Origin of the sequence: Photobacterium sp. GB-56 (assembly GCF_003026105.1) — a bacterium.
Lineage (GTDB): Bacteria > Pseudomonadota > Gammaproteobacteria > Enterobacterales > Vibrionaceae > Photobacterium.
On sequence record NZ_PYNW01000003.1, the window covers coordinates 1 to 19617 of the forward strand.

Genomic DNA, 19617 nt, shown 5'->3' on the forward strand with positions numbered 1-19617 from the left:
CTGATGGCGATAGCATTGGTAACAACAAAGATACTGATGACGATAATGATGGTATCGCTGATGCTGATGATGTGTTCCCGCTCGATAGCACAGAATCAGTAGATACCGATAGCGATGGTATTGGTAATAACGAAGATACTGATGATGATAATGACGGTGTCTTAGATAGCAATGATGCGTTCCCAGAAGATAAATCAGAAACACTTGATACCGATGGTGATGGTGTTGGTGATAACGCTGATGCGTTTCCAGCTGATAAGTCAGAAACAGTAGATACCGATGGTGACGGTGTTGGTGATAACGCAGATGCCTTCCCAGATGATAAATCAGAGACGGTAGATACCGATGGTGATGGCGTCGGTGATAACGCTGATGCGTTCCCAGCCGATAAGTCAGAAACACTTGATACCGATGGTGATGGTGTTGGTGATAACGCTGATGCGTTCCCTGAAGATAAATCAGAAACACTTGATACCGATGGTGACGGTGTAGGCGATAACGCCGATGCGTTCCCAGCTGATAAGTCAGAAACGACAGATACCGATGGTGACGGTGTTGGTGATAACGCAGATGCCTTCCCTGAAGATAAATCAGAAACAACAGATACCGATGGTGACGGTGTTGGTGATAACGCAGATGCCTTCCCTGAAGATAAATCAGAAACACTTGATACCGATGGTGACGGTGTTGGTGATAACGCAGATGCCTTCCCTGAAGATAAATCAGAAACACTTGATACCGATGGCGACGGTGTCGGTGATAACGCTGATGTGTTCCCAGACGATAAGTCAGAGACGGTAGATACCGATGGTGATGGTGTTGGTGACAATGCTGATGCCTTCCCTGAAGATAAATCAGAAACACTTGATACCGATGGTGACGGTGTAGGCGATAACGCAGATGCCTTCCCTGAAGATAAATCAGAAACACTTGATACCGATGGTGATGGTGTCGGTGATAACGCTGATGCGTTCCCAGCTGATAAATCAGAAACACTAGATACCGATGGTGACGGTGTAGGCGATAACGCTGATGCGTTCCCTGAAGATGAATTAGAAACACTTGATACCGATGGTGATGGCGTCGGTGATAACGCTGATGCGTTCCCTGAAGATAAATCAGAAACAGTAGATACCGATGGTGACGGTGTAGGCGATAACGCTGATGCGTTCCCTGCTGATGACTCAGAAACAACAGATACCGATGGTGACGGTGTTGGTGATAACGCTGATGCGTTCCCTGAAGATAAGTCAGAGACGGTAGATACCGATGGTGACGGTGTTGGTGATAACGCAGATGCCTTCCCTGAAGATAAATCAGAAACAACAGATACCGATGGTGACGGTGTTGGTGATAACGCAGATGCCTTCCCTGAAGATAAATCAGAAACACTTGATACCGATGGTGACGGTGTTGGTGATAACGCTGATGCGTTCCCTGCTGATGACTCAGAAACAGTAGATACCGATGGTGACGGTGTAGGCGATAACGCTGATGCGTTCCCTAAAGATAAATCAGAAACAACAGATACCGATGGTGATGGCGTCGGTGATAACGCTGATGCGTTCCCTGAAGATAAATCAGAAACACTTGATACCGATGGTGACGGTGTTGGTGATAACGCTGATGCGTTCCCTGCTGATGACTCAGAAACAGTAGATACCGATGGTGACGGTGTAGGCGATAACGCTGATGCGTTCCCTAAAGATAAATCAGAAACAACAGATACCGATGGTGATGGTGTCGGTGATAACGCTGATGCGTTCCCTGAAGATAAGTCAGAGACGGTAGATACCGATGGTGACGGTGTTGGTGATAACGCTGATGCGTTCCCTGAAGATAAATCAGAAACAGTAGATACCGATGGTGACGGTGTAGGCGATAACGCTGATGCGTTCCCTAAAGATAAATCAGAAACAACAGATACCGATGGTGATGGCGTCGGTGATAACGCTGATGCGTTCCCTGAAGATAAATCAGAAACAGTAGATACCGATGGTGACGGTGTAGGCGATAACGCTGATGCGTTCCCTGCTGATGACTCAGAAACAGTTGATACCGACGGTGACGGTGTTGGTGATAACGCTGATGCGTTCCCTGAAGATAAATCAGAAACAGTAGATACCGATGGTGATGGTGTAGGCGATAACGCTGATGCGTTCCCTGCTGATGACTCAGAAACAGTTGATACCGACGGTGACGGTGTTGGTGATAACGCTGATGCGTTCCCTGAAGATAAATCAGAAACAGCAGATACTGATGGTGACGGTGTCGGTGATAACGCTGATGCGTTCCCTGCTGATAACTCAGAAACAGTTGATACCGATAGCGATGGTATTGGTAACAACAAAGATACCGATGACGACGGCGATGGTGTCGCTGACTCTGATGATGCTTTCCCATTAGATAATAATGAATCGGTAGATACCGATGGTGACGGTATTGGTAATAATGCTGATCTGGATGATGACAACGATGGTTACGAAGATGCTGTTGATACTGATCCATTAGTCGCCTTAACAACACCTTCTACATTTGGTGAGTGTTTAAGCTCTCTTCCGCAAGCATTTGCAGGTACATCATCTGATCTGAAAGACAGCTCGTTGTACCACGTTTCAGAAATGCCTTTAGATAGCGAAATTCCTCTCAATACACTGCAGTTGATTTCTGAAGTTGGTGAGTTGAATGACTGGCAAGGCATTCCAGGACTAACCGTTATCCAATCTACCGTTGACTCTTATCGTGCAGATAACTCATCTCTTGAAGTCGATCCATTACTTGCACAAGAATATGAGTATATGGGTACTGGTGATAATGAAGGTCGATATTTTGGATTCCAAGATATTGAAAATCGTTGGTATGGTTTGAACTTAACGAATGCTGGGTTTAATAAATCTTCTGCATTAAATGAAACACAAACAGTTATTAGTACCCGTGTTACGCCATGGGCTCCATCAATTGATGATCCGCAAGAAATATCACAAGATATTACTTATACCGGAAAAGAAATTATTGAAGGTCCTGATGGCCCGCAAGAAGTGTGTGTCCAATCTTACGCGTATGATCTGACTTATATTAATAAATCAGAAGATGAATCACGTAAAGACCTACATATTACAGCTTCTGGGGTTAATTATATTGGCAATGGTGAGGTCTTAGTTAAAACTGTCGGTGAATATACCGAAGCCAACGTAGATGGTAGTTATATTGACGGTTACACAGAACAAACCAAGACTTTACAAGGTTATACCAAAGGTGTTGAAACTATAGGTCAAAGCCCTGTCGTATTTAAATCTGAAATGGATTTATTAAGGGAAGAATATCTTGAATATAATAAAGATACAGATGGTGATGGCATACCAGATCGTTTGGATGAATACCCTGATAATCCATTTGAATCTGTTGATACCGATAAAGATGGTTTAGCTAACAATGTTGATCCCGATGATGATAACGATGGGTATGACGATATTGTTGATAACGAACCATTGATAGCGTTAGTGACTCCAGATACATATGGTCAATGTTTAGCGTCGCTTCCTCAAGATCAGAGCGATAGTAATACTGATTTGAAGAATAGTAAGCTTTATCAGGTTATCCGAACAGGACTTGATTCTGAGTACCCGAGTTATTTTCATCAGTTAATAACAGATCAAAAGGTTGTTGATAATTGGCAGGAAACAGAAGGCCTAAGTGTAAATCAATCACTGGTTCAATTGTATGATATGAGTCAGTTGGATGATTTCTCAAATCCTTTAGTTGCTGAAGAGTATGAGTATCTTGGCGTCGGTGATGAGAAAGGAAAATACTATGGTTTCCAAGAGATAAATAATCAATGGTATGGTTTGAATCTATCAACGGATGGTTTTAGTAAATTAGCTAAGCTAAATGAACCACAACAAGTTGAGAGTATTCGCGTTACGCCATGGGCTCCATTAAAAGATGACCCACAACAAGTATCTGAAGAAATTACTTATGTAGGTAAAGATATTATTCAGGGGCCTCAGGGGCTACAGGAAGTATGTGTTCAGTCTTATAATTATGATCTAACCTATATTAATAAATCTGGCGATCCGGGACGTGCCGATCGGAATATTAAAGATTCAGGTACACATTATATCGGTTACGGTGAGCTGTTGATTAAAACTGTCGGCAATTATACTGAATACGATTTAGAAGGTAATCCTGTTTGGGGCTTTAAAGAGCAGACGAAATCATTACTGGGCTATACAAGTAATAATGAGTCATTTGGTAGCGATATTTCATCTTTCAAAGCTGATGTAGAACTACGTTTAAAAGAGTATGAAGAGTTAACTCAGACACCTATAGAGACAGGAAATAATGCAAGTGATTTCTTGCAAGAAAATTCAACTTTTATTGAGTATGGAATAGATGGATATAATTCTTCTGAAAAATTAACGTATTTATTTGATGGTTCAAAGTTATCAGTAAATAAGGCTGAGTTAACGAATCAAAGTAGCCTAAATTATTTTGCTGAACGAGATTTTAATCCGACATATATATTATCAGCAGATGGCACTATTTCAGTCGATTCAAACAGCGCAAATATTGTTGATAATGGTGATGGCTCTGTTACTTATGAGCAAGAGAATCAGCTATATAGTGATGTGATTTCTGGTAAAGAAGTTGACTTATCAAGAACAAATATTACTTATTTCTTAAGAAGTCAAAAGTTGTACATACCTGAAATGTGGGACTACACAGAGCAATTCTCACCAGGTGCTAAAGCTTTAATATCAGAGCTAGCTGTCAGCGAATATTACTATTTAGAATCTGAACATTGTTATGATAATGCAACAGTTAATGGTGTTATAGCGTGTAATTCTATCATTAGTTATCAGGAACAACAGTATGTTTTATCTGATTTAATCGTTGCTGATTTCAGTCAAAGTGGTGATCAAATTGAATCAAACAACTCGCTTGATTATGGATTTGATATACAGGGGCTATTAGTTCAGATTAATGAAGTTGGTTTAGTTAAATTATTTGATCAAGCTTATGATAGTGAAACTAGTACTTATACTTTAAATGAAATACCGTTATCAGCTGATTCAGCTTGGCAATATACAAACAATGAAAGCATGATTTCATTGAATATTAAGTTAGAAGATGAAAACGCTAAATATGGTTGGGTTAATCAATACACCATTGAAAATATCAATAAAACGCTTGTTACCGAATTGGATGGTAAGCTTGTTAAAGTGAAACGTTCACCTGCAAATGTTGAAGATACTGTCTTCTTTAATGAAATAGCGAGTAATGATATTGAGCGTGTAATGGCAATTTCTGATGTTAATGATACCGCTACAGCATGTGGCGATAGTATTACGTCATCAGTTGACGCTATTTCAGCTAACTACCCAAGTGCTTACTCTGAAGTAATTCAGCAGTGTAATAATTTAAGTGATGAGTTTGATTTATTCGCTTCTAATTATGGAAAAGTTCTGAAGGTTGTGTCTCCGCGCGGTGATATTCATGTTATCTCGGCAGACTCTATTGCAACTTATAGTCAGAATGGCGCTTATGTTGCCCCAATCGGACAAGCCGTAGATTCAGTGTTTGAATATCAAGTTACTGATTTAGGTAGAGATGGTACTTATAACATAGTTGTTTATTCGCAAGTGAAATTAGCGGATGGTACATACAGTTATGATGTATGGTCAGCAATAGCTAAATTGTCAGATTCTATGGCGAACTATTGTTCTATTGGTAATGGCTCAATTGCTAGCGAAGATCTTTACCACAATGCTGTTGTGTCATGTACCGATCCTAATTTAGTTTCTGAACTAGTATTCCATGAATCATACTTGAACGATAAGTCACTTAATATTGGCGGTGAGGATTATAGTTTTTCTAAAAATCAAATTGCCGTTAATTCATTAGGTCAAGAGTTCTCTTGGCATATTAATGATTTGGGAGCTCTTCAACTCGAAGCAATTGCTGATAGTCAGAGAAAGATTATTACGTTAACTGATATTTATGTATCAATAAATTCTAGTGGTGAGGATATTGTTTCTCTGTATTCTAAGGAGCTGACAATTAATGATTTTGGTGAACTTAGTTATTTTGTAACAAGTACTGGAATAGAATTTAATTAATATTATTTGAACTAAAAGAGCAACACAGTGTGTTGCTCTTTTTTATTTTAGCTCTTCAGCATCTGCCAGTATTTTTGGTAAATATTGACAGCACTACCAACATCATTAGTAAACTCACCTTTATTTACTTCCTCATCTGTTGGGAAGATCATTGGATCGTTTTGTAATTCTTTAGGTAAGAATGACTTTGCTTGCTTATTTGGCGCAGGGAAACCTAGCTCTTCAACCAATTTTGCTTGGTTTTCTGGACGCATAAAGAAATCAATAAACTTAAAGGCTAAATCTTTATTTACGCTGCCTTCTGGCACAATAAAGTTATCCATCCACAGAATCGATCCTTCTTTAGGATAAACAAATTTTAGCTCTGGCATTTCTTGTTTTGCTAAATAAGCATTACCGTTCCATTGCATCCCGAGCATCGCTTCACCCGTCACATAAGGGACATGTGGTGCGTCTGAGTTATAGACAACAACGTTAGGACGTAAGTCGCGCAGTTTCTCGTATGCTTGTTTAATTTCAGCTTCGTTTGTGCTGTTAATGCTATGGCCCTGTGCTTTTAATGCCATACCAAATACATCACGAACATCGTCTAATAGCATGACTTGGCGTTGGAAATCAGTATTCCATAAATCATTCCAGCCCGTTACCTGATCGTTTTTAATACTATCTGAGTTATAAGAGATCCCTGTCACACCCCAAACATACGGAAGTGAGTAATCGTTTTTAGGATCAAATTGTTGGCCTAACAAACCAGGATAAACATCTTTTAAGTGATGCATTTTGGATTTGTCTATTTTGGCTAACATGCCTTCACGCGCCATCTTTTCAATAAAATAGGTTGAAGCAAAAACCACATCATAACCTTTGTTATCCAGCAGTTTTAATTTGGTATACATCGCTTCGTTATTATCGAAAGTCGAATAGTTGACGGTGACATTGTATTCTTTCTCAAATGCTTGAATTACATCTGTTGGCATATATTCAGCCCAGTTGTAAATATTAAGCACAGCATCATTTGCCGAAACATTAAATGCTGAAAGTGCGAATGCTAGTGTTGTCACCCCTTTAAAAACTTTTTTCATTTCTATTTCCCTAAATGACCAGGTAAGTCAGTGAGTAGCGGATAATAGAGTTAACATTAAGCATGTCAAAGTTAATCGGCGTGATATATGACCACTATCACAGTAATAAATCCCTTGTTGTTGCATTAATAGCGTGACATTATCCGCGCGATTTTTTCTCTGTTCTTATCTATAGGCAATTGGAATGTCCATGCGTAGTCAATATATTGATAGTTATTACCAAGCAACAATTAATGCATTACCTGAGCAACCAGCACTCGAACAACAGATAGAAGCTGATGTGTGTATTATTGGTGGGGGTATGACAGGTTTGAATGCTGCCATCGAATTACGTCAGAAAGGTTTTTCGGTTGTCGTTCTTGAATCTCAGCGTTTAGCATGGGGGGGATCTGGCCGTAATGGTGGGCAGTGTCTCGTTGGTTACTGTTTGGGGCTGCGTGAAGTCGATGAGACCTATGGCCCTGAATGGGGAAAACAATTATGGGATCTCTCTTGTGAGGCAGTTGATATTGCACGCGAGCGTATTGAAACATTCAACATCGACTGTGATTTTCAACAAGGCTATATCGAGCTGGCATTGAAAAAGAGCCAAGAAGAAGAATTAAAATCTTGGTATGACTTAAAGCAGACTCGTTATGATTACCCAAGTGCAAGCTGGTGGGAAAAAGAACAAATTCAGCAAGTAGCGCATACCGATCGTTACCTTGGTGGGTTGTTTGATTCAAACAGTGCACATATGCACCCATTAAATTACACCTTAGGTTTAGCCAGTGCTGCAATGTCATTAGGTGCTTCGGTATTTGAAAATACCCCTGCGACTAAAATTGAAAAAGGCAATCCACATATTATTCATACCCCAAAAGGTCGTGTAAAAGCGAAACAAGTGTTATTGGCGTGTAATGCATATTTAGACGGGTTAAACCGTAAAGCACAAAGTGTCGTTTTGCCCGTTGCTTCTTATATTGCAGTAACAGAGCAATTAGGTGATCGTCAGCCTATTTCCAATATGATGGCAATGTCAGACTTAAATAACAGTCTTGATTATTACCGTCCGACACCTGATGGTCGTATTTTATTTGGCGGTGTAAATCACCCATTTAATGGTGAATACAGTGATTCAGCGGAGCGTCTACGTCAACGTATGATCACGGTATTCCCACAGCTAAAAGATGTGAAAATGGAGTACCACTGGGGCGGCTTATTTGCGGTCACTCGTTCTTACATGCCTCAAATTGATCACTTGGGGAATGATATTTATGTTGCTCATGGATACACCGGTCATGGCGTTGGTTTAACCAATATTGCAGGTAAAGTCATAGCAGAAGCAATGTCTGGCACAGCAGAGCGTTTTGATGTGTTTGCTAAGATCAAGCATGGCTGGATCCCAACACCTGAAGTGCTACGCAAGCCAGCATTAGCAATGGCGATTTGGAAAGCGAGAATTGAAGATTCGTTAGGCAAATAGCTGAAATTTACGGTGTAAACTGCATTATGTGCAAATAATTTTATTTTCTTACCGAACTATGACGACTTTTATGCAAAAAAAGTTACAATGACCTCTTACTTTCTAGTGAACAGGAAATATCATGATTGAACGTTTGGAAACGGGTGCTCGAATGAGCCGTATTGTAAAACATAACGGAACTATTTATCTGTGTGGTCAAGTTTGTGCTGATGCAACAAAAGATATTACAGAGCAAACACAGACAATGTTAGATAAAGTTGAAGCGTTATTACTACAAGCGGGAAGTGATAAAGAGCATATGCTTTCTGCAACGATTTACATTAAAGATATGAGTATGTTCGCAGAAATGAATGCAGTGTGGGATAACTGGGTTCCTGAAGGTCATGCACCTGCGCGTGCTTGTGTGGAAGCCAGCATGGCACGTGATGCTTTATTGGTTGAAATATCAGTAGTTGCAGCTGAAAAATAAGATTATAAACATCCTAATTAGGCTCAATAAAATGGCATCAGTGATGGCAATATTGAGCCTTTTTTATGTCTGCTGCTAGCTCAGTAACTGTTCTAATGTTATGGGTGAAGAGGCAAGCCCTAATCGTTGCGCAGGAGTTAATCTGTATTTATCTTGGCGACAAAGGTTATGCCAAGCGCGATAAATATCAAGCAAGGGCAATAATCCTGCAGGGCGAAGTTTACGTCTTGGCTCGTTGATCAGTTGGCTAAATTGGTCTTGAAAACGGTTTTGATAAGATGAAATAGCACGGTATGTTGCGTGTTCTAGCCATTGTTTATCTTTCGAGGTTTCTCCACCAAGATGGCAGATCCCTTTACTTGCGTTCTCTAAATGAGTAAAAGCCCACCTATCTTGCCACCAACCTAGTAGAACAATATCGACATTGTCTGGCTTATCGCCGTGTAGCCATTGTTCATCTTCAAGAACATAAACAGGATCAATTCGTTTCTTTTTAATATGCTCAATAAAAACTGAAATACAGGCAGAGCGAAGTAGTGTTTCTTGAGGCATAAAAACCGCAAGATAGTCGCTATGTTGGAACATTTGCTTTAAATAAAGGTAGTGGCTATATACGGTGTATTGAGGGTGGATCAATGTTCCTTTTGTTGGGTAATTAATGAGCCTGCCATCAGTCAATGGATTTTCCATATTGGAGCGACTAAAAATTTTCCTATAGGTTGTATCTACTCGCGCTAATATTCCTTGTGGGATAAATGTTTCTGTCAGCGTTTGATGTGGTGTAGAGAGCGCCATATAGCGAGCGTTATCTTGATAAGCATCATGGTGCTCTTGTGTTGATTCCACGGTTTCTTGTTGATAATTAATATGCTGAGCAACAACATACCCTGACTGCGCTTCTGCACTGGCAACCCATAGTACACCGTTCATACTTTTCTCTTGCAACGCTTTTATATTGGAAGCCAGTTGTACTTTATGTTGGTGCTTAAACAAGCGTTCATCAAATAGAGCAAGTTGGCGGCGACACCTTGCTGCGATGTGGTTTAATTGATCATAAAATGTTTTTGGATTTATCTCTAAGCGACGACAAATATCTCGCACGGGATAACCAGTAAATAATAACCCTAAGAGTTTTTGTTGTATAAGATGTTTATTATTACTACCAGACCAACGATCAACAAATGTTTGGTCGCATGCTTTACAACGATAACGTTGCCTGTCACCACTAAAGCCAAATGCGTGATATAAATGTCTATGTGTTAATGCTGAAAAAACGTTATTTTCACAGGCGTTATTTGTGCATTTAGGAAGATCGCCGCTTTGTTGGGTTTGGTAACGTAGCGCTTCTTCTACAATATCTTGGTTATTCAATAAAGGAGGAAAAGCACCACATTCACGGCATACCAATATCGGACGATTTTTGTTTGCCTGTTGTAGCACATAGTCATTTGGATTATGTGAACCAAAGTTCTTACAACTCAATGTCTTACAGTGATTAAACTGATGGCCATTAAAAGCCAAAGGTAACTGCTCAATGGGGTTTGCTGTTGTAAGAGATGTCGACATAATCAAACCTTATTTTTGAGGGGTCTTAACAATGAGTATAAATATATTATCAAGGTTGTTACTAAGCAGGCGTGGGATTTGTGAGAAGGGGCTGAGTAAATAGTACTCAGCACTGTCAGAGAACAATACGTTTCAATAATATGTTACCTATGATTGTGTAAGACGCCACATTTTACATTATCGAGCTGGTTTCTATTAATTGAAGGTATTGATTAAACTAACATCCCTTTAGTTTTTATCTTTGTATAGAAATAAGCGGTCAACATATCGGGGAAGAATGCCTCCCGCTTATGGAGTATTTATAACGAAATTGCTGTTTCTAGTGCGATATTCATCATTTCATTAAATGACGTTTGACGATCTTCTGCACTGAGCTTTTCACCACGTTTGATATGATCAGAAACCGTTAAAATAGTCAGTGCTTTTGCACCTAACTCTGCAGCAACGCCGTAAATACCAGCGGCCTCCATATCTACGCCAAGGATACCGAGCTTTTCCATTTTATCGAAAAGATCGCTTTCTGGACTGTAGAATAAATCAGCAGAGAAAACATTACCGACACGAACAGGTACTTTCTGTGCTCGTGCTTGATTGACAGCAGTTTCTAATAAGTGATAATCCGCAATTGCTGCAAAGTCATGATCTGAGAAGCGAATACGGTTAACTTTCGAATCTGTTGAGGCGCCCATACCGATGATCACATCCATCAGTTTTACATCATCATGGACAGCGCCACAGCTACCAATACGGATAATATTTTTAACACCAAAGTCTTTAATTAATTCGTGGACATAAATAGAGCATGAAGGGATACCCATACCATGCCCCATAACTGAAATACGTTGACCTTTATAGGTACCAGTGTAGCCATACATACTACGTACGTCACAAACACGCTTAACATCATCTAGGTAAGTTTCAGCAATATACTGAGCACGTAGAGGATCACCAGGCATTAGTACTGTTTCTGCAAAATCGCCAAGCTCTGCGTTAATATGTGGGGTAGCCATATATTGCTCCTAGATTTTAATAATTAACAAAGGTTATTGTTGCGTTTCAATGGAAGCAGTTTATGAGAGCAGGATGATTATTCTCGCGATCAATATCACATAATTTAGGCTGTTTTAGATAAAATAGTAAGTTGTTTACTAATTCTGTTGAAAAAGAGAGGGTGGACTTCTTTTTTGATAGTTGATTACGCAAATTTTGCCGTAAGAAAACCCAAATGATTATGATGCATGGCTATTTTGATCACTTTTGTTTTTAGGTAAAATGAATCAATATAATTAAAGCGAGCATAATTGATGTATAACCTTACGTTACTGTCTGATGGTGAAAGAACACGTATTGAATTAGATAAGCAGGCAGCTTATACCGTATGGAAAGTAAAAAACGGTAAGGTTGGCTATGAGGCATTTGCTGAACTTATTAACAATATTGACGATGATGATGAGCGAGATTTCTGTGAGAAATCAGTGACCAAATATAAACATCAAATGGGTGTTAATTAACGGTTCAGCATTACTTTTATCGGAATTTGGCTACTGCAATGGTAGCCGTTTGTTTACCTTTCGCGAAAATTCTCCTTTTTAAGAAAAGAATAATATATTCTCAGATATGCTTTAAAGACTACCTTTTTATCGTGAGACAAAAGATGAAAAACATAGTCTTAATTTGTGATATTGATTTAAAAAAAGGTAGTAGTTTTTTGGATTTTTTAATTCAGCTACCGGATTCAAACAAACACTTCATTTTATTCGCACGATCTATTTCAGATGACGCTTATTCTGTCTTAAAATCAAAAAACTATACCTATTCCGCTTTTGCAAATTCCGCCCAATTATTTGCTTTACTACTACGTTATCGTCCTCATCTTATCCATTTCCATTTTTATGGTATTGGTCACCTTTATACATTTATTGCCCGCATTTTTTGTTCGAAAATTGTGCTTACCATGCATAATTCACCACCAAAACACGTTGAGATAACAGGATGGCGTCGATGGAAGCAATGGGTTCTTGGTATGCCAATTACTCGTCTTTGTGCGATTTCACCTTTTATTCAGCGATGGTTAGAAGCGTTTATGCCCTCTGAAAAAATAGTGCTGATTAATAATGGTATAAATTTATCGCGATTTAACTATAAAAAATTACCGCCAATTACGAATAAATTACGTTGTTTTTATATCGGAAGTTTGAGTGCAGAAAAAGGAATCCACTACTTATTAGATCTCTTTTCTCAACCAGAATTAGCAACGATTGCACAATTAGATATTTATGGGGATGGAGAACTGTCTGAGCAGGTGAAGCTCACAGCCTATCGAGAAAATTCGATTTATTACCATGGGCGTTCAGCAAAAATTGAGCAGGATTTACAACACGCACATATTGTATTAATGCCATCTTGTTGGCAGGAAGCTTTCGGATATGTCGCCGTTGAAGCAATGGCAGTAGGGCGACCAGTTATCGCTGAACCTATCGGTGGGCTTGCCGAGATTTTTACCGATAAACAGCAGGGTTGGTATGTGTGTTTTGAACAAAGAGATCAGGTACAAAAATTGCTTCAGTTTCTTTATAGCCAAAATAAATTGCTTGAATGTGTTGGTTTAGCTGCGAGAAGAAAGGTAGAACAAAAATATGATATCGCAATACAAATCGCCCAAAATCACGCATTGTATTCATCTTTGATTGGACAATAAAGTGCTTTAAATAAGTCGTAAAGGTGGTGATTAATGTTAATAACGCATCGAATTCGTGCTTATATCAAACAACAAAACACGCCATTAAGCCGATTGTTATACCGAGTTTCAAAATGGTTCGTTTATGGTCAACTGCCTGATTTAGCATGGATATATCGGCCTATTTATGTTCTTTATCGATTAGCGAGTTTCACTTTCCAACGCTTATTGAACATTTTTCTATATCTTCCTATGTTACAGGCACGGTTAGAACATTACAGCCCTGGGTTGAGTTTAGAAAATGGCTTCCCTTTAATTCAAGGGCCGATAAAAATTTATATTGGTAATAATACTTGTCTAAACGGAGCCCTGAGTATTCACGGCCATCCTGATAGTGGTTGTTGCGAAATAAGAATAGGTGAAAATTGCTATATTGGTTGGCAAACCGGAATTTCAGTTGGAAGGAAAGTACTTATCGGCGATAACGTTATGATTGCAGGAAGAACGAGCATTAATGCTCATAGCGGTCATAGCCCGGGTTTAGACAGGTATGAACCGCCAGTAATGGCTGATTTAGTGATTGAAGACGATGTATGGATCTGTACTGGTGTCAATATTGTAAAGCCTGTCACTATTGGACGTGGCTCAGTTGTTGCTTCTGGATGTGTCGTCACTAAAGATGTGCCGCCAAATGTATTGTTTGCAGGTAATCCTGGCAAAGTCATTAGGATGTTAAGGGGGAATGAATGAATATATTTTATTTTAGTTACTTTTCCCCACCGTTATTAAATGTTGGTGCAAACAGAAGTCGACGATTTAGTGAGTCTTTAACGCGTTTAGGACATCTAGTGGTGGTCTTTCGTGAAGCCCGAGATCATCGGTTTGCTAATGTTGATAATAAAAATAAGATAGAACTTCTCGCAGATATCGTTCCTGTATCTTCATGGAATATTGATTGGTGTTGGAAATGGCCAACAATTATTCACAAACAATGTTATCGTTTAAGACATTGGCGCTCACCAGAAAGAGATGGTGATATTGCTAAAAAGTATTGGTTGATTGATATGCATTGGGGCTGGATATTCCCTGCTCTTTATAAAGCATGGCAAAAAAGTAAATCGATTAAACCGGATGTGATTGTTGTTTCTTGCCCTCCTTTTAGTAGCGCTTTAATTGGTAGGCTGCTCTCAAAATGGCTCAATGTTCCTTTGGTGTTAGATTTTCGTGATGCGTGGTCGCAAGCGAGTTATTTTTCCGATGAAAATGACGTTAAATCTGAACAAAAAATAATGCAGCAAGCGAGTGCTTTAATAGTGACGTCGATGGCTGATTATCACACTTATCAATCTTTATACCCCCAACATAGTGTTCGTTATATCCCTAATAGTTATGATCAAATCCTTGATCATGTTTCCGATAATCATAAGGTGTTGACCCTTGGTTATAGCGGGACATGGGATGGTTTTAGGCGCAGCGCAAAAGGCCTATTTAAGCAATTAGCGCAGTGTGATTTTCCTATTCGCCTTATCAATGTAGGTGATGTTCAAGATGAAATGATGCAGTTGATACGCGAGTATAAATTAACCGATAAGGTTGTAATGATAGGTGCTCAACCAAAAGAAAAGTTACACGATATTTTATCGCAATGTGATGTGTTATTTATTCAAAAAGGTAAACCAGATAAAGGTATAGCGGATACGCATTTAGCGACTAAAGCGATAGATTATGTGGCAAGTGGCAAGCCGATTTTAGCTGAATTACCCGATGGTGAAACATCAGATTTTTTAAGACGACACGCCACACAACTTTATGAAGTGTCAATAGAAGAGCCAGCGATCTATTTAGATCAACTAAGACATTTATATCAATTGTTTGAGCGTAATAAATTAAGCGTAAAAAAACCGTCTTCTGATTTTTACTACCAGTATGGTTGTGAAAAATTAGCGTCTGACTTTATTCAGGTATTAACAGATGTCACAACTTCTAGCTTTACTGAGCGAGTTAAAACATAACGGTGCTGTTGTACTACCGGAATGTATTACAAAAGATGAATTAGTTAAAATGCAAAGGATCTTTCAATCTCAATTGGAGCGCCCTGCTTTTAACTCATGGACAGGGTATGCGCAAACGGATAGAAAACGATTAATGGTCGAACAACTATTAACATTAGATTCTTATTTTTGCCAATTGCCCTTAATGCCATTAATTAATAGTCTTATTGTTGAATATCTAGGGAAAGATGTTTGTTTGCAAGAAGCGAAAGGCTGGCAAAGTCTTCCGTTTAAAGACAATTTTCATCCACTACATCGTGATGAATGGTATTGCACTGAATATTATCAATCTAAGTCTATTCCAAGATCATTAAAATTAGCTTGTTATCTTGATGATGTAGAGTCAGGAGCATTTGCGTTTGTTGCTGGTTCTCATCGGCATCAGTATCAGGGGCAAGTAGGGGAGTTGCACCATCAAAAAACTGAAGATTATGAATTAACAAGAGTAATTGGTAAGGCTGGAACGCTCTTTTTGTTTGATCCAGAGTGTTTACATCAACAAAGTTATCCAAATTTGACAGCAAGAAATGCGCTGTTTTATCACTTTTTTTCTCCTTCTGTGGTGTTGTCAAATAATTTCACGCAGTGGGGGCGCTTTCAACGTTTGTTGATAGAATCAAGCTTTTTATCGGGACTAAATCATCAGCAATTGGCTTTCCTTGGCTGTTCTCGGCAACCTTGCAATGATATTCCGGATATACAGCATTTTTTGAGCTTAACTAAGCCGTTGAATATAGCAGTGCGTTCTTTGAACGAAGCGCACTTTTTGTTCGAGAAAATCAAAGCGAGATTCTTTGGTAGATAGAGTTAATGGTGGTGAGTCATCTCTTTCGATTATTTTTGTTATTAAATAATGCTTAAATAACAAATAACGTTGTTTTGATAAGCGATTTTTTCATATTATAGTCCATTATATTGATGAAAATACGATCAGTAATCAATGAAACGAGTAGTTGCTGTATTTACCTATTCTTCTTGGTTATAGGGTAGTAAAGGTGTAGTTACAGTATTGCAAGTATGTATGGATATTGTCGAATAGTAATGAATTAAGTTATACAAATATCACAATTAATCGATATTAAACAACACATTAATTACAAAAAAACATTATATATGACGATAAAATGAAACTTAGAACATTATCTATCGAGTAAGAATGCTTATTGGATAGTTATTTAGTATCATTATCGTAGTAATTGATTTAATGGTGAACAACGTGAAAACAACAGATTTTTCGGCAGTAGATGATGATAACGGTGATGTTATGCTTTCAATGCGTGCAGAGCAGCGATCTCAATCTACAAAAAAGTCGTCGTTAACTGCAAAATCATCGAGTCAAGCAGGGGTAGCAACGAGACCTAAACGTTTAACGGATTGTCCTGCTTGTGAAGGTATTGTGTCTCGTCGTGCACATTTTTGTCCTCACTGTGGTGAGCCTGATCCTTCTCGTCATATGCAGCGCTCTAAATGGGTATCGCGATTGATTTGGACTGCAATTATTGCGGCGGGTTGCTGGTATGCCTATGACCAATTAATGCCATGGGTTATTGAACGTCTGAAGTGATTTTTTAGAAAATTTATAAAAAAACCGACACGAATGTCGGTTTTTTTTTATCTGTAGCATTTGATTAACTAAGTTTGTGATAAGGTAATTTCTTCAATTAGTTAAAACCAAATGTCATACCAGCAGCAACGCCCACATTATGATTAGAGTTATATGATGTATCTAACGTCATAATAGTATCAGGCGAGGTATTAATTTTAGCGGCTAATGCAATAGCATCTTGATCGCCATAGTAACCAAGTCCCATACCAATATTATATTTGCGGTTTGGTTTAACTGTGATAGCTGCCATTGCCATAGCAGATGCAACTCCCGCATCTTCTCTATGTTGTAAACCTTCTAATTTCTCATTAAAAGTATTTGAGAGTTGATTTATACGTTGATCTGTATAGTTATTAGCACTCTGCAATGTTTGCTGCGACTTTTCATCCGTATACTGTTTCGAACGGTTGTAATATTCGAGCACATGGCTGTTGGTGTAGTTCACAGACTCTTGATGTAACTGACTAATATTATTTGCATTTGTATGAATTTCTGTACTGTTTGTTGTAATGGTTTGGCTATTGTTACCTATAGCTATTTTGTTGTTGTTAACACCGACAGTATTTTGTTTTATGCCACTGCTGTTATCTGCTATTTCCGTTTTATTGGTCGTAATGGCTTGGCTATTGTTAGTGATATTATTGGCATTATTACTAATGCTCGTTTTGTTATTTGTAATTGATTGCGTATTTGAACGAATATTCGTCTCATTATTGGCAATTGAATTTTTATTAACATCAATAGCTTGTGTGTTTTGGTGGATATTAGCCGTATTGTTTTTTATATCACCAGCATTGTTTTTTATATCACTGGTATTGTTTTTAATGTTATTAGTGTTATTGCTAATATTTTCACTATTGTGGCTTATTTCACCTTGTAAGGCATCCTTTGCCTTAGTTAATTGGCTAACATTGACTGCGTCAGTAGCATTAATACCTGCGCTAACATTAGTAAGACGACGCGTTAGATCTGTATTTGTTACTTGTATTTTCCCGTTAACGATTTTTCGGTTGACGACTTCACCACCAAAGCTCACCGTATTCTTTTCTTCTGCTTTGCTGTTATTACCAATAGCAATACTGTTATTTGTCGCATACGCCTTAGTACCGATAGCAAGCCCATCATTAGCATAAGCCTGAGTACCAATAGCAACGCCATTATTAAGTGAGTTCGTGCTAGTACCAATAGACTCTGAATTATCTTTAGCGTGACTGTAATCGCCAACAGCAAGAGAATAATTACCAACGTTGACATTAGTGCCAAGTCCAACGTTATGTGAACCTGTAATAACAGGGGATGAGCCAACAACAGTATTATTATATTGATCATTTGGTAGCTGTGATTCTGTCTTATTTATAATAACATTACTACCTGATGTACTTGTAGCATCCTCTTGTACACTAGGTTGCGAGACAGACTGTGGTTGAGCTAAAGAGTTATTCTCCGTAGTTACTGCATGTACATTATACGCTACAAATAGCGGTATCGAGTAGAGTAGCTGTTTCATTTGACTATTCATTATTTTTAACCTATTAGTGATCATTTACTGAACAGTATAGTCAATAAAATGCCAGGTAAACATTTCGCGATGCAAAAATAGAAATCATTAATAGTGGTATATGCTTGAAAAGCTTCAAAGTGTTTGTTTTAGAAGCTGAAAGTTATCATTTATTCGAGCTGCCAATGAGCCTGTGATCTCTAGAAGAGTCACAGTAAAACAGCTCTATTACTGCTTTGAAGTCTCGTTTAGTTTTGAAATATGCATCGTTTCTGTTGAAGAGTTAGTGTGATTTTCATGGCTGCTGAGCATGTTCCCTATCTTAACGAAAACAACACCTTCAATGATCATGGGTATATAAAGTCGCTATGAGTACATCGTCACTAATATTGTTATTAGTGACGATTTGAGGAAAGTAAGGATTAATGTGTTTTTTGCATACCACGAGTTTGATTCATGGTACGAGAACCTGCGGTACCATAGGTATTAATGTCGTATCGATTTGGTGAGTAACCAATACGCGAACGATAACGGCGATCAAGCTCTGATAAATTAATACCATAGTTTTGATTTAATTGTTTAATAACAACATTGATCTCTTTTTGAGAACTATTTTGATTACGTAAGTAGTAGTATAAGTTTTCAGCACGTTGTTGGTTCATTATAACCTCTCATAATGGCTACATAAGGATATTTAGTGGTGGTGCGAAACACCTGCTAAATTAATTACAGCAACACCTACTGCAATAATTGCCATCCCAATCCATACTTTAATATCGATGTGTTGTTTATAAATAACACTTGAAATTACTGTAACAAGTGCAATAGCAAGACCTGTCCACGAAGCATGGACAACACCTACTGGAATATTTTTCATTGCTTGAGCTAGAAAGAGAAAGGCAGTGATATGGCCGAGAATAACAACGGCACTTGGTAGTGGATTGGTAAAACTGTCTGTCGCTTTTAATGCGACATGTGATGTAGCCTCAGCCAAAACACCTAATAGAAGAAATAACCAACTCACAACCACACTCCAATCTAATTCGTAAATGAGGCTGTATTATAATTGTTTCTGAAATAATGA

The 19617-nt window shown here is 38.4% G+C and carries 14 protein-coding genes and 2 pseudogenes; 9 read left to right on the forward strand and 7 right to left on the reverse strand.

Annotated elements, in window-relative coordinates; translation table 11 throughout:
• Nucleotides 1-6119, forward strand: a pseudogene (locus C9J42_RS21495) (hypothetical protein); the annotation flags it as partial.
• A gap of 47 nt (nucleotides 6120-6166) precedes the next feature.
• Here C9J42_RS21495 and C9J42_RS04745 read toward each other — a convergent pair.
• Nucleotides 6167-7201 (reverse strand): PotD/PotF family extracellular solute-binding protein, encoded by a 1035-nt coding sequence (locus C9J42_RS04745; RefSeq protein WP_107206798.1) that lies wholly within the window; start codon nucleotides 7199-7201, stop codon nucleotides 6167-6169.
• A 190-nt stretch (nucleotides 7202-7391) separates the two neighbouring features.
• On the opposite strand from C9J42_RS04745, the gene C9J42_RS04750 reads away from it, so the two are divergent.
• A complete protein-coding gene (locus C9J42_RS04750) occupies nucleotides 7392-8666 on the forward strand; it encodes an NAD(P)/FAD-dependent oxidoreductase (RefSeq protein WP_369974368.1) in 1275 nt (424 codons plus the stop codon).
• Between the two features lie 121 nt (nucleotides 8667-8787).
• Nucleotides 8788-9135: a RidA family protein gene (locus C9J42_RS04755; RefSeq protein ID WP_005366374.1), complete on the forward strand. Its 348-nt coding sequence runs from the start codon at nucleotides 8788-8790 to the stop codon at nucleotides 9133-9135.
• 75 nt (nucleotides 9136-9210) lie between these two features.
• Here C9J42_RS04755 and C9J42_RS04760 read toward each other — a convergent pair whose 3' ends face one another.
• Complete coding sequence (locus C9J42_RS04760; RefSeq protein ID WP_107292574.1) at nucleotides 9211-10701, reverse strand: lactate dehydrogenase; 1491 nt, start codon at nucleotides 10699-10701, stop codon at nucleotides 9211-9213.
• Nucleotides 10702-11000: 299 nt separating this feature from the next.
• Complete coding sequence (deoD, locus tag C9J42_RS04765; RefSeq protein ID WP_107206794.1) at nucleotides 11001-11711, reverse strand: purine-nucleoside phosphorylase; 711 nt, start codon at nucleotides 11709-11711, stop codon at nucleotides 11001-11003.
• Between the two features lie 294 nt (nucleotides 11712-12005).
• Between deoD and C9J42_RS04770 the strand changes: the two genes are divergently transcribed.
• The 6 genes from C9J42_RS04770 (at nucleotide 12006) to C9J42_RS04795 (ending at nucleotide 16993) form a co-directional block, all read left to right on the forward strand.
• Nucleotides 12006-12212: a DUF3283 family protein gene (locus C9J42_RS04770; protein ID WP_045083072.1), complete on the forward strand. Its 207-nt coding sequence runs from the start codon at nucleotides 12006-12008 to the stop codon at nucleotides 12210-12212.
• 38 nt (nucleotides 12213-12250) lie between these two features.
• Nucleotides 12251-13399, forward strand: coding sequence for a glycosyltransferase family 4 protein (locus C9J42_RS04775; RefSeq protein ID WP_233220722.1), 1149 nt, complete (start codon nucleotides 12251-12253; stop codon nucleotides 13397-13399).
• Between the two features lie 33 nt (nucleotides 13400-13432).
• Entirely contained in the window at nucleotides 13433-14128 is a 696-nt protein-coding gene (locus C9J42_RS04780; RefSeq protein ID WP_107206792.1) for an acyltransferase, read from the forward strand.
• Nucleotides 14125-15390 carry a glycosyltransferase gene (locus tag C9J42_RS04785; RefSeq protein ID WP_107301716.1) on the forward strand — a complete coding sequence of 422 codons (1266 nt, stop codon included), beginning with the start codon at nucleotides 14125-14127 and terminating at the stop codon, nucleotides 15388-15390. Before C9J42_RS04780 ends, C9J42_RS04785 begins: the two co-directional genes overlap by 4 nt.
• Nucleotides 15350-16234 carry a phytanoyl-CoA dioxygenase family protein gene (locus C9J42_RS04790; protein ID WP_107206790.1) on the forward strand — a complete coding sequence of 295 codons (885 nt, stop codon included), beginning with the start codon at nucleotides 15350-15352 and terminating at the stop codon, nucleotides 16232-16234. The genes C9J42_RS04785 and C9J42_RS04790 overlap by 41 nt, the downstream gene beginning before the upstream one ends.
• A 411-nt stretch (nucleotides 16235-16645) precedes the next feature.
• Nucleotides 16646-16993 (forward strand): hypothetical protein, encoded by a 348-nt coding sequence (locus tag C9J42_RS04795; RefSeq protein WP_233220723.1) that lies wholly within the window; start codon nucleotides 16646-16648, stop codon nucleotides 16991-16993.
• Nucleotides 16994-17090: 97 nt separating this feature from the next.
• Here C9J42_RS04795 and C9J42_RS04800 read toward each other — a convergent pair whose 3' ends face one another.
• The 4 genes and pseudogenes from C9J42_RS04800 to C9J42_RS04815 form a co-directional block, all read right to left on the reverse strand.
• A complete protein-coding gene (locus tag C9J42_RS04800) occupies nucleotides 17091-18554 on the reverse strand; it encodes a YadA-like family protein (protein WP_158260186.1) in 1464 nt (487 codons plus the stop codon).
• Between the two features lie 114 nt (nucleotides 18555-18668).
• A pseudogene (locus C9J42_RS21690) lies at nucleotides 18669-18810 on the reverse strand (IS630 family transposase); the annotation flags it as partial.
• A gap of 145 nt (nucleotides 18811-18955) precedes the next feature.
• Nucleotides 18956-19195, reverse strand: coding sequence for a hypothetical protein (locus C9J42_RS04810; RefSeq protein WP_107206787.1), 240 nt, complete (start codon nucleotides 19193-19195; stop codon nucleotides 18956-18958).
• A 32-nt stretch (nucleotides 19196-19227) separates the two neighbouring features.
• On the reverse strand, nucleotides 19228-19557 hold the full coding sequence (locus C9J42_RS04815; protein ID WP_107206786.1) for a multidrug efflux SMR transporter: 330 nt from the start codon (nucleotides 19555-19557) through the stop codon (nucleotides 19228-19230).
• Nucleotides 19558-19617: the final 60 nt, after the last annotated feature.

Excerpts from the sequence above, each read along its gene's own strand:
- C9J42_RS04745 (WP_107206798.1), bottom strand. The coding sequence starts at position 7,201 with ATGAAAAAAGTTTTTAAAGGGGTGACAACACTAGCATTCGCACTTTCA.
- C9J42_RS04750 (WP_369974368.1), top strand. The coding sequence starts at position 7,392 with ATGCGTAGTCAATATATTGATAGTTATTACCAAGCAACAATTAATGCA.
- C9J42_RS04755 (WP_005366374.1), top strand. The coding sequence starts at position 8,788 with ATGATTGAACGTTTGGAAACGGGTGCTCGAATGAGCCGTATTGTAAAA.
- C9J42_RS04760 (WP_107292574.1), bottom strand. The coding sequence starts at position 10,701 with ATGTCGACATCTCTTACAACAGCAAACCCCATTGAGCAGTTACCTTTG.
- deoD (WP_107206794.1), bottom strand. The coding sequence starts at position 11,711 with ATGGCTACCCCACATATTAACGCAGAGCTTGGCGATTTTGCAGAAACA.
- C9J42_RS04770 (WP_045083072.1), top strand. The coding sequence starts at position 12,006 with ATGTATAACCTTACGTTACTGTCTGATGGTGAAAGAACACGTATTGAA.
- C9J42_RS04775 (WP_233220722.1), top strand. The coding sequence starts at position 12,251 with ATGGTAGCCGTTTGTTTACCTTTCGCGAAAATTCTCCTTTTTAAGAAA.
- C9J42_RS04780 (WP_107206792.1), top strand. The coding sequence starts at position 13,433 with ATGTTAATAACGCATCGAATTCGTGCTTATATCAAACAACAAAACACG.
- C9J42_RS04785 (WP_107301716.1), top strand. The coding sequence starts at position 14,125 with ATGAATATATTTTATTTTAGTTACTTTTCCCCACCGTTATTAAATGTT.
- C9J42_RS04790 (WP_107206790.1), top strand. The coding sequence starts at position 15,350 with ATGTCACAACTTCTAGCTTTACTGAGCGAGTTAAAACATAACGGTGCT.
- C9J42_RS04800 (WP_158260186.1), bottom strand. The coding sequence starts at position 18,554 with ATGAATAGTCAAATGAAACAGCTACTCTACTCGATACCGCTATTTGTA.
- C9J42_RS04810 (WP_107206787.1), bottom strand. The coding sequence starts at position 19,195 with ATGAACCAACAACGTGCTGAAAACTTATACTACTACTTACGTAATCAA.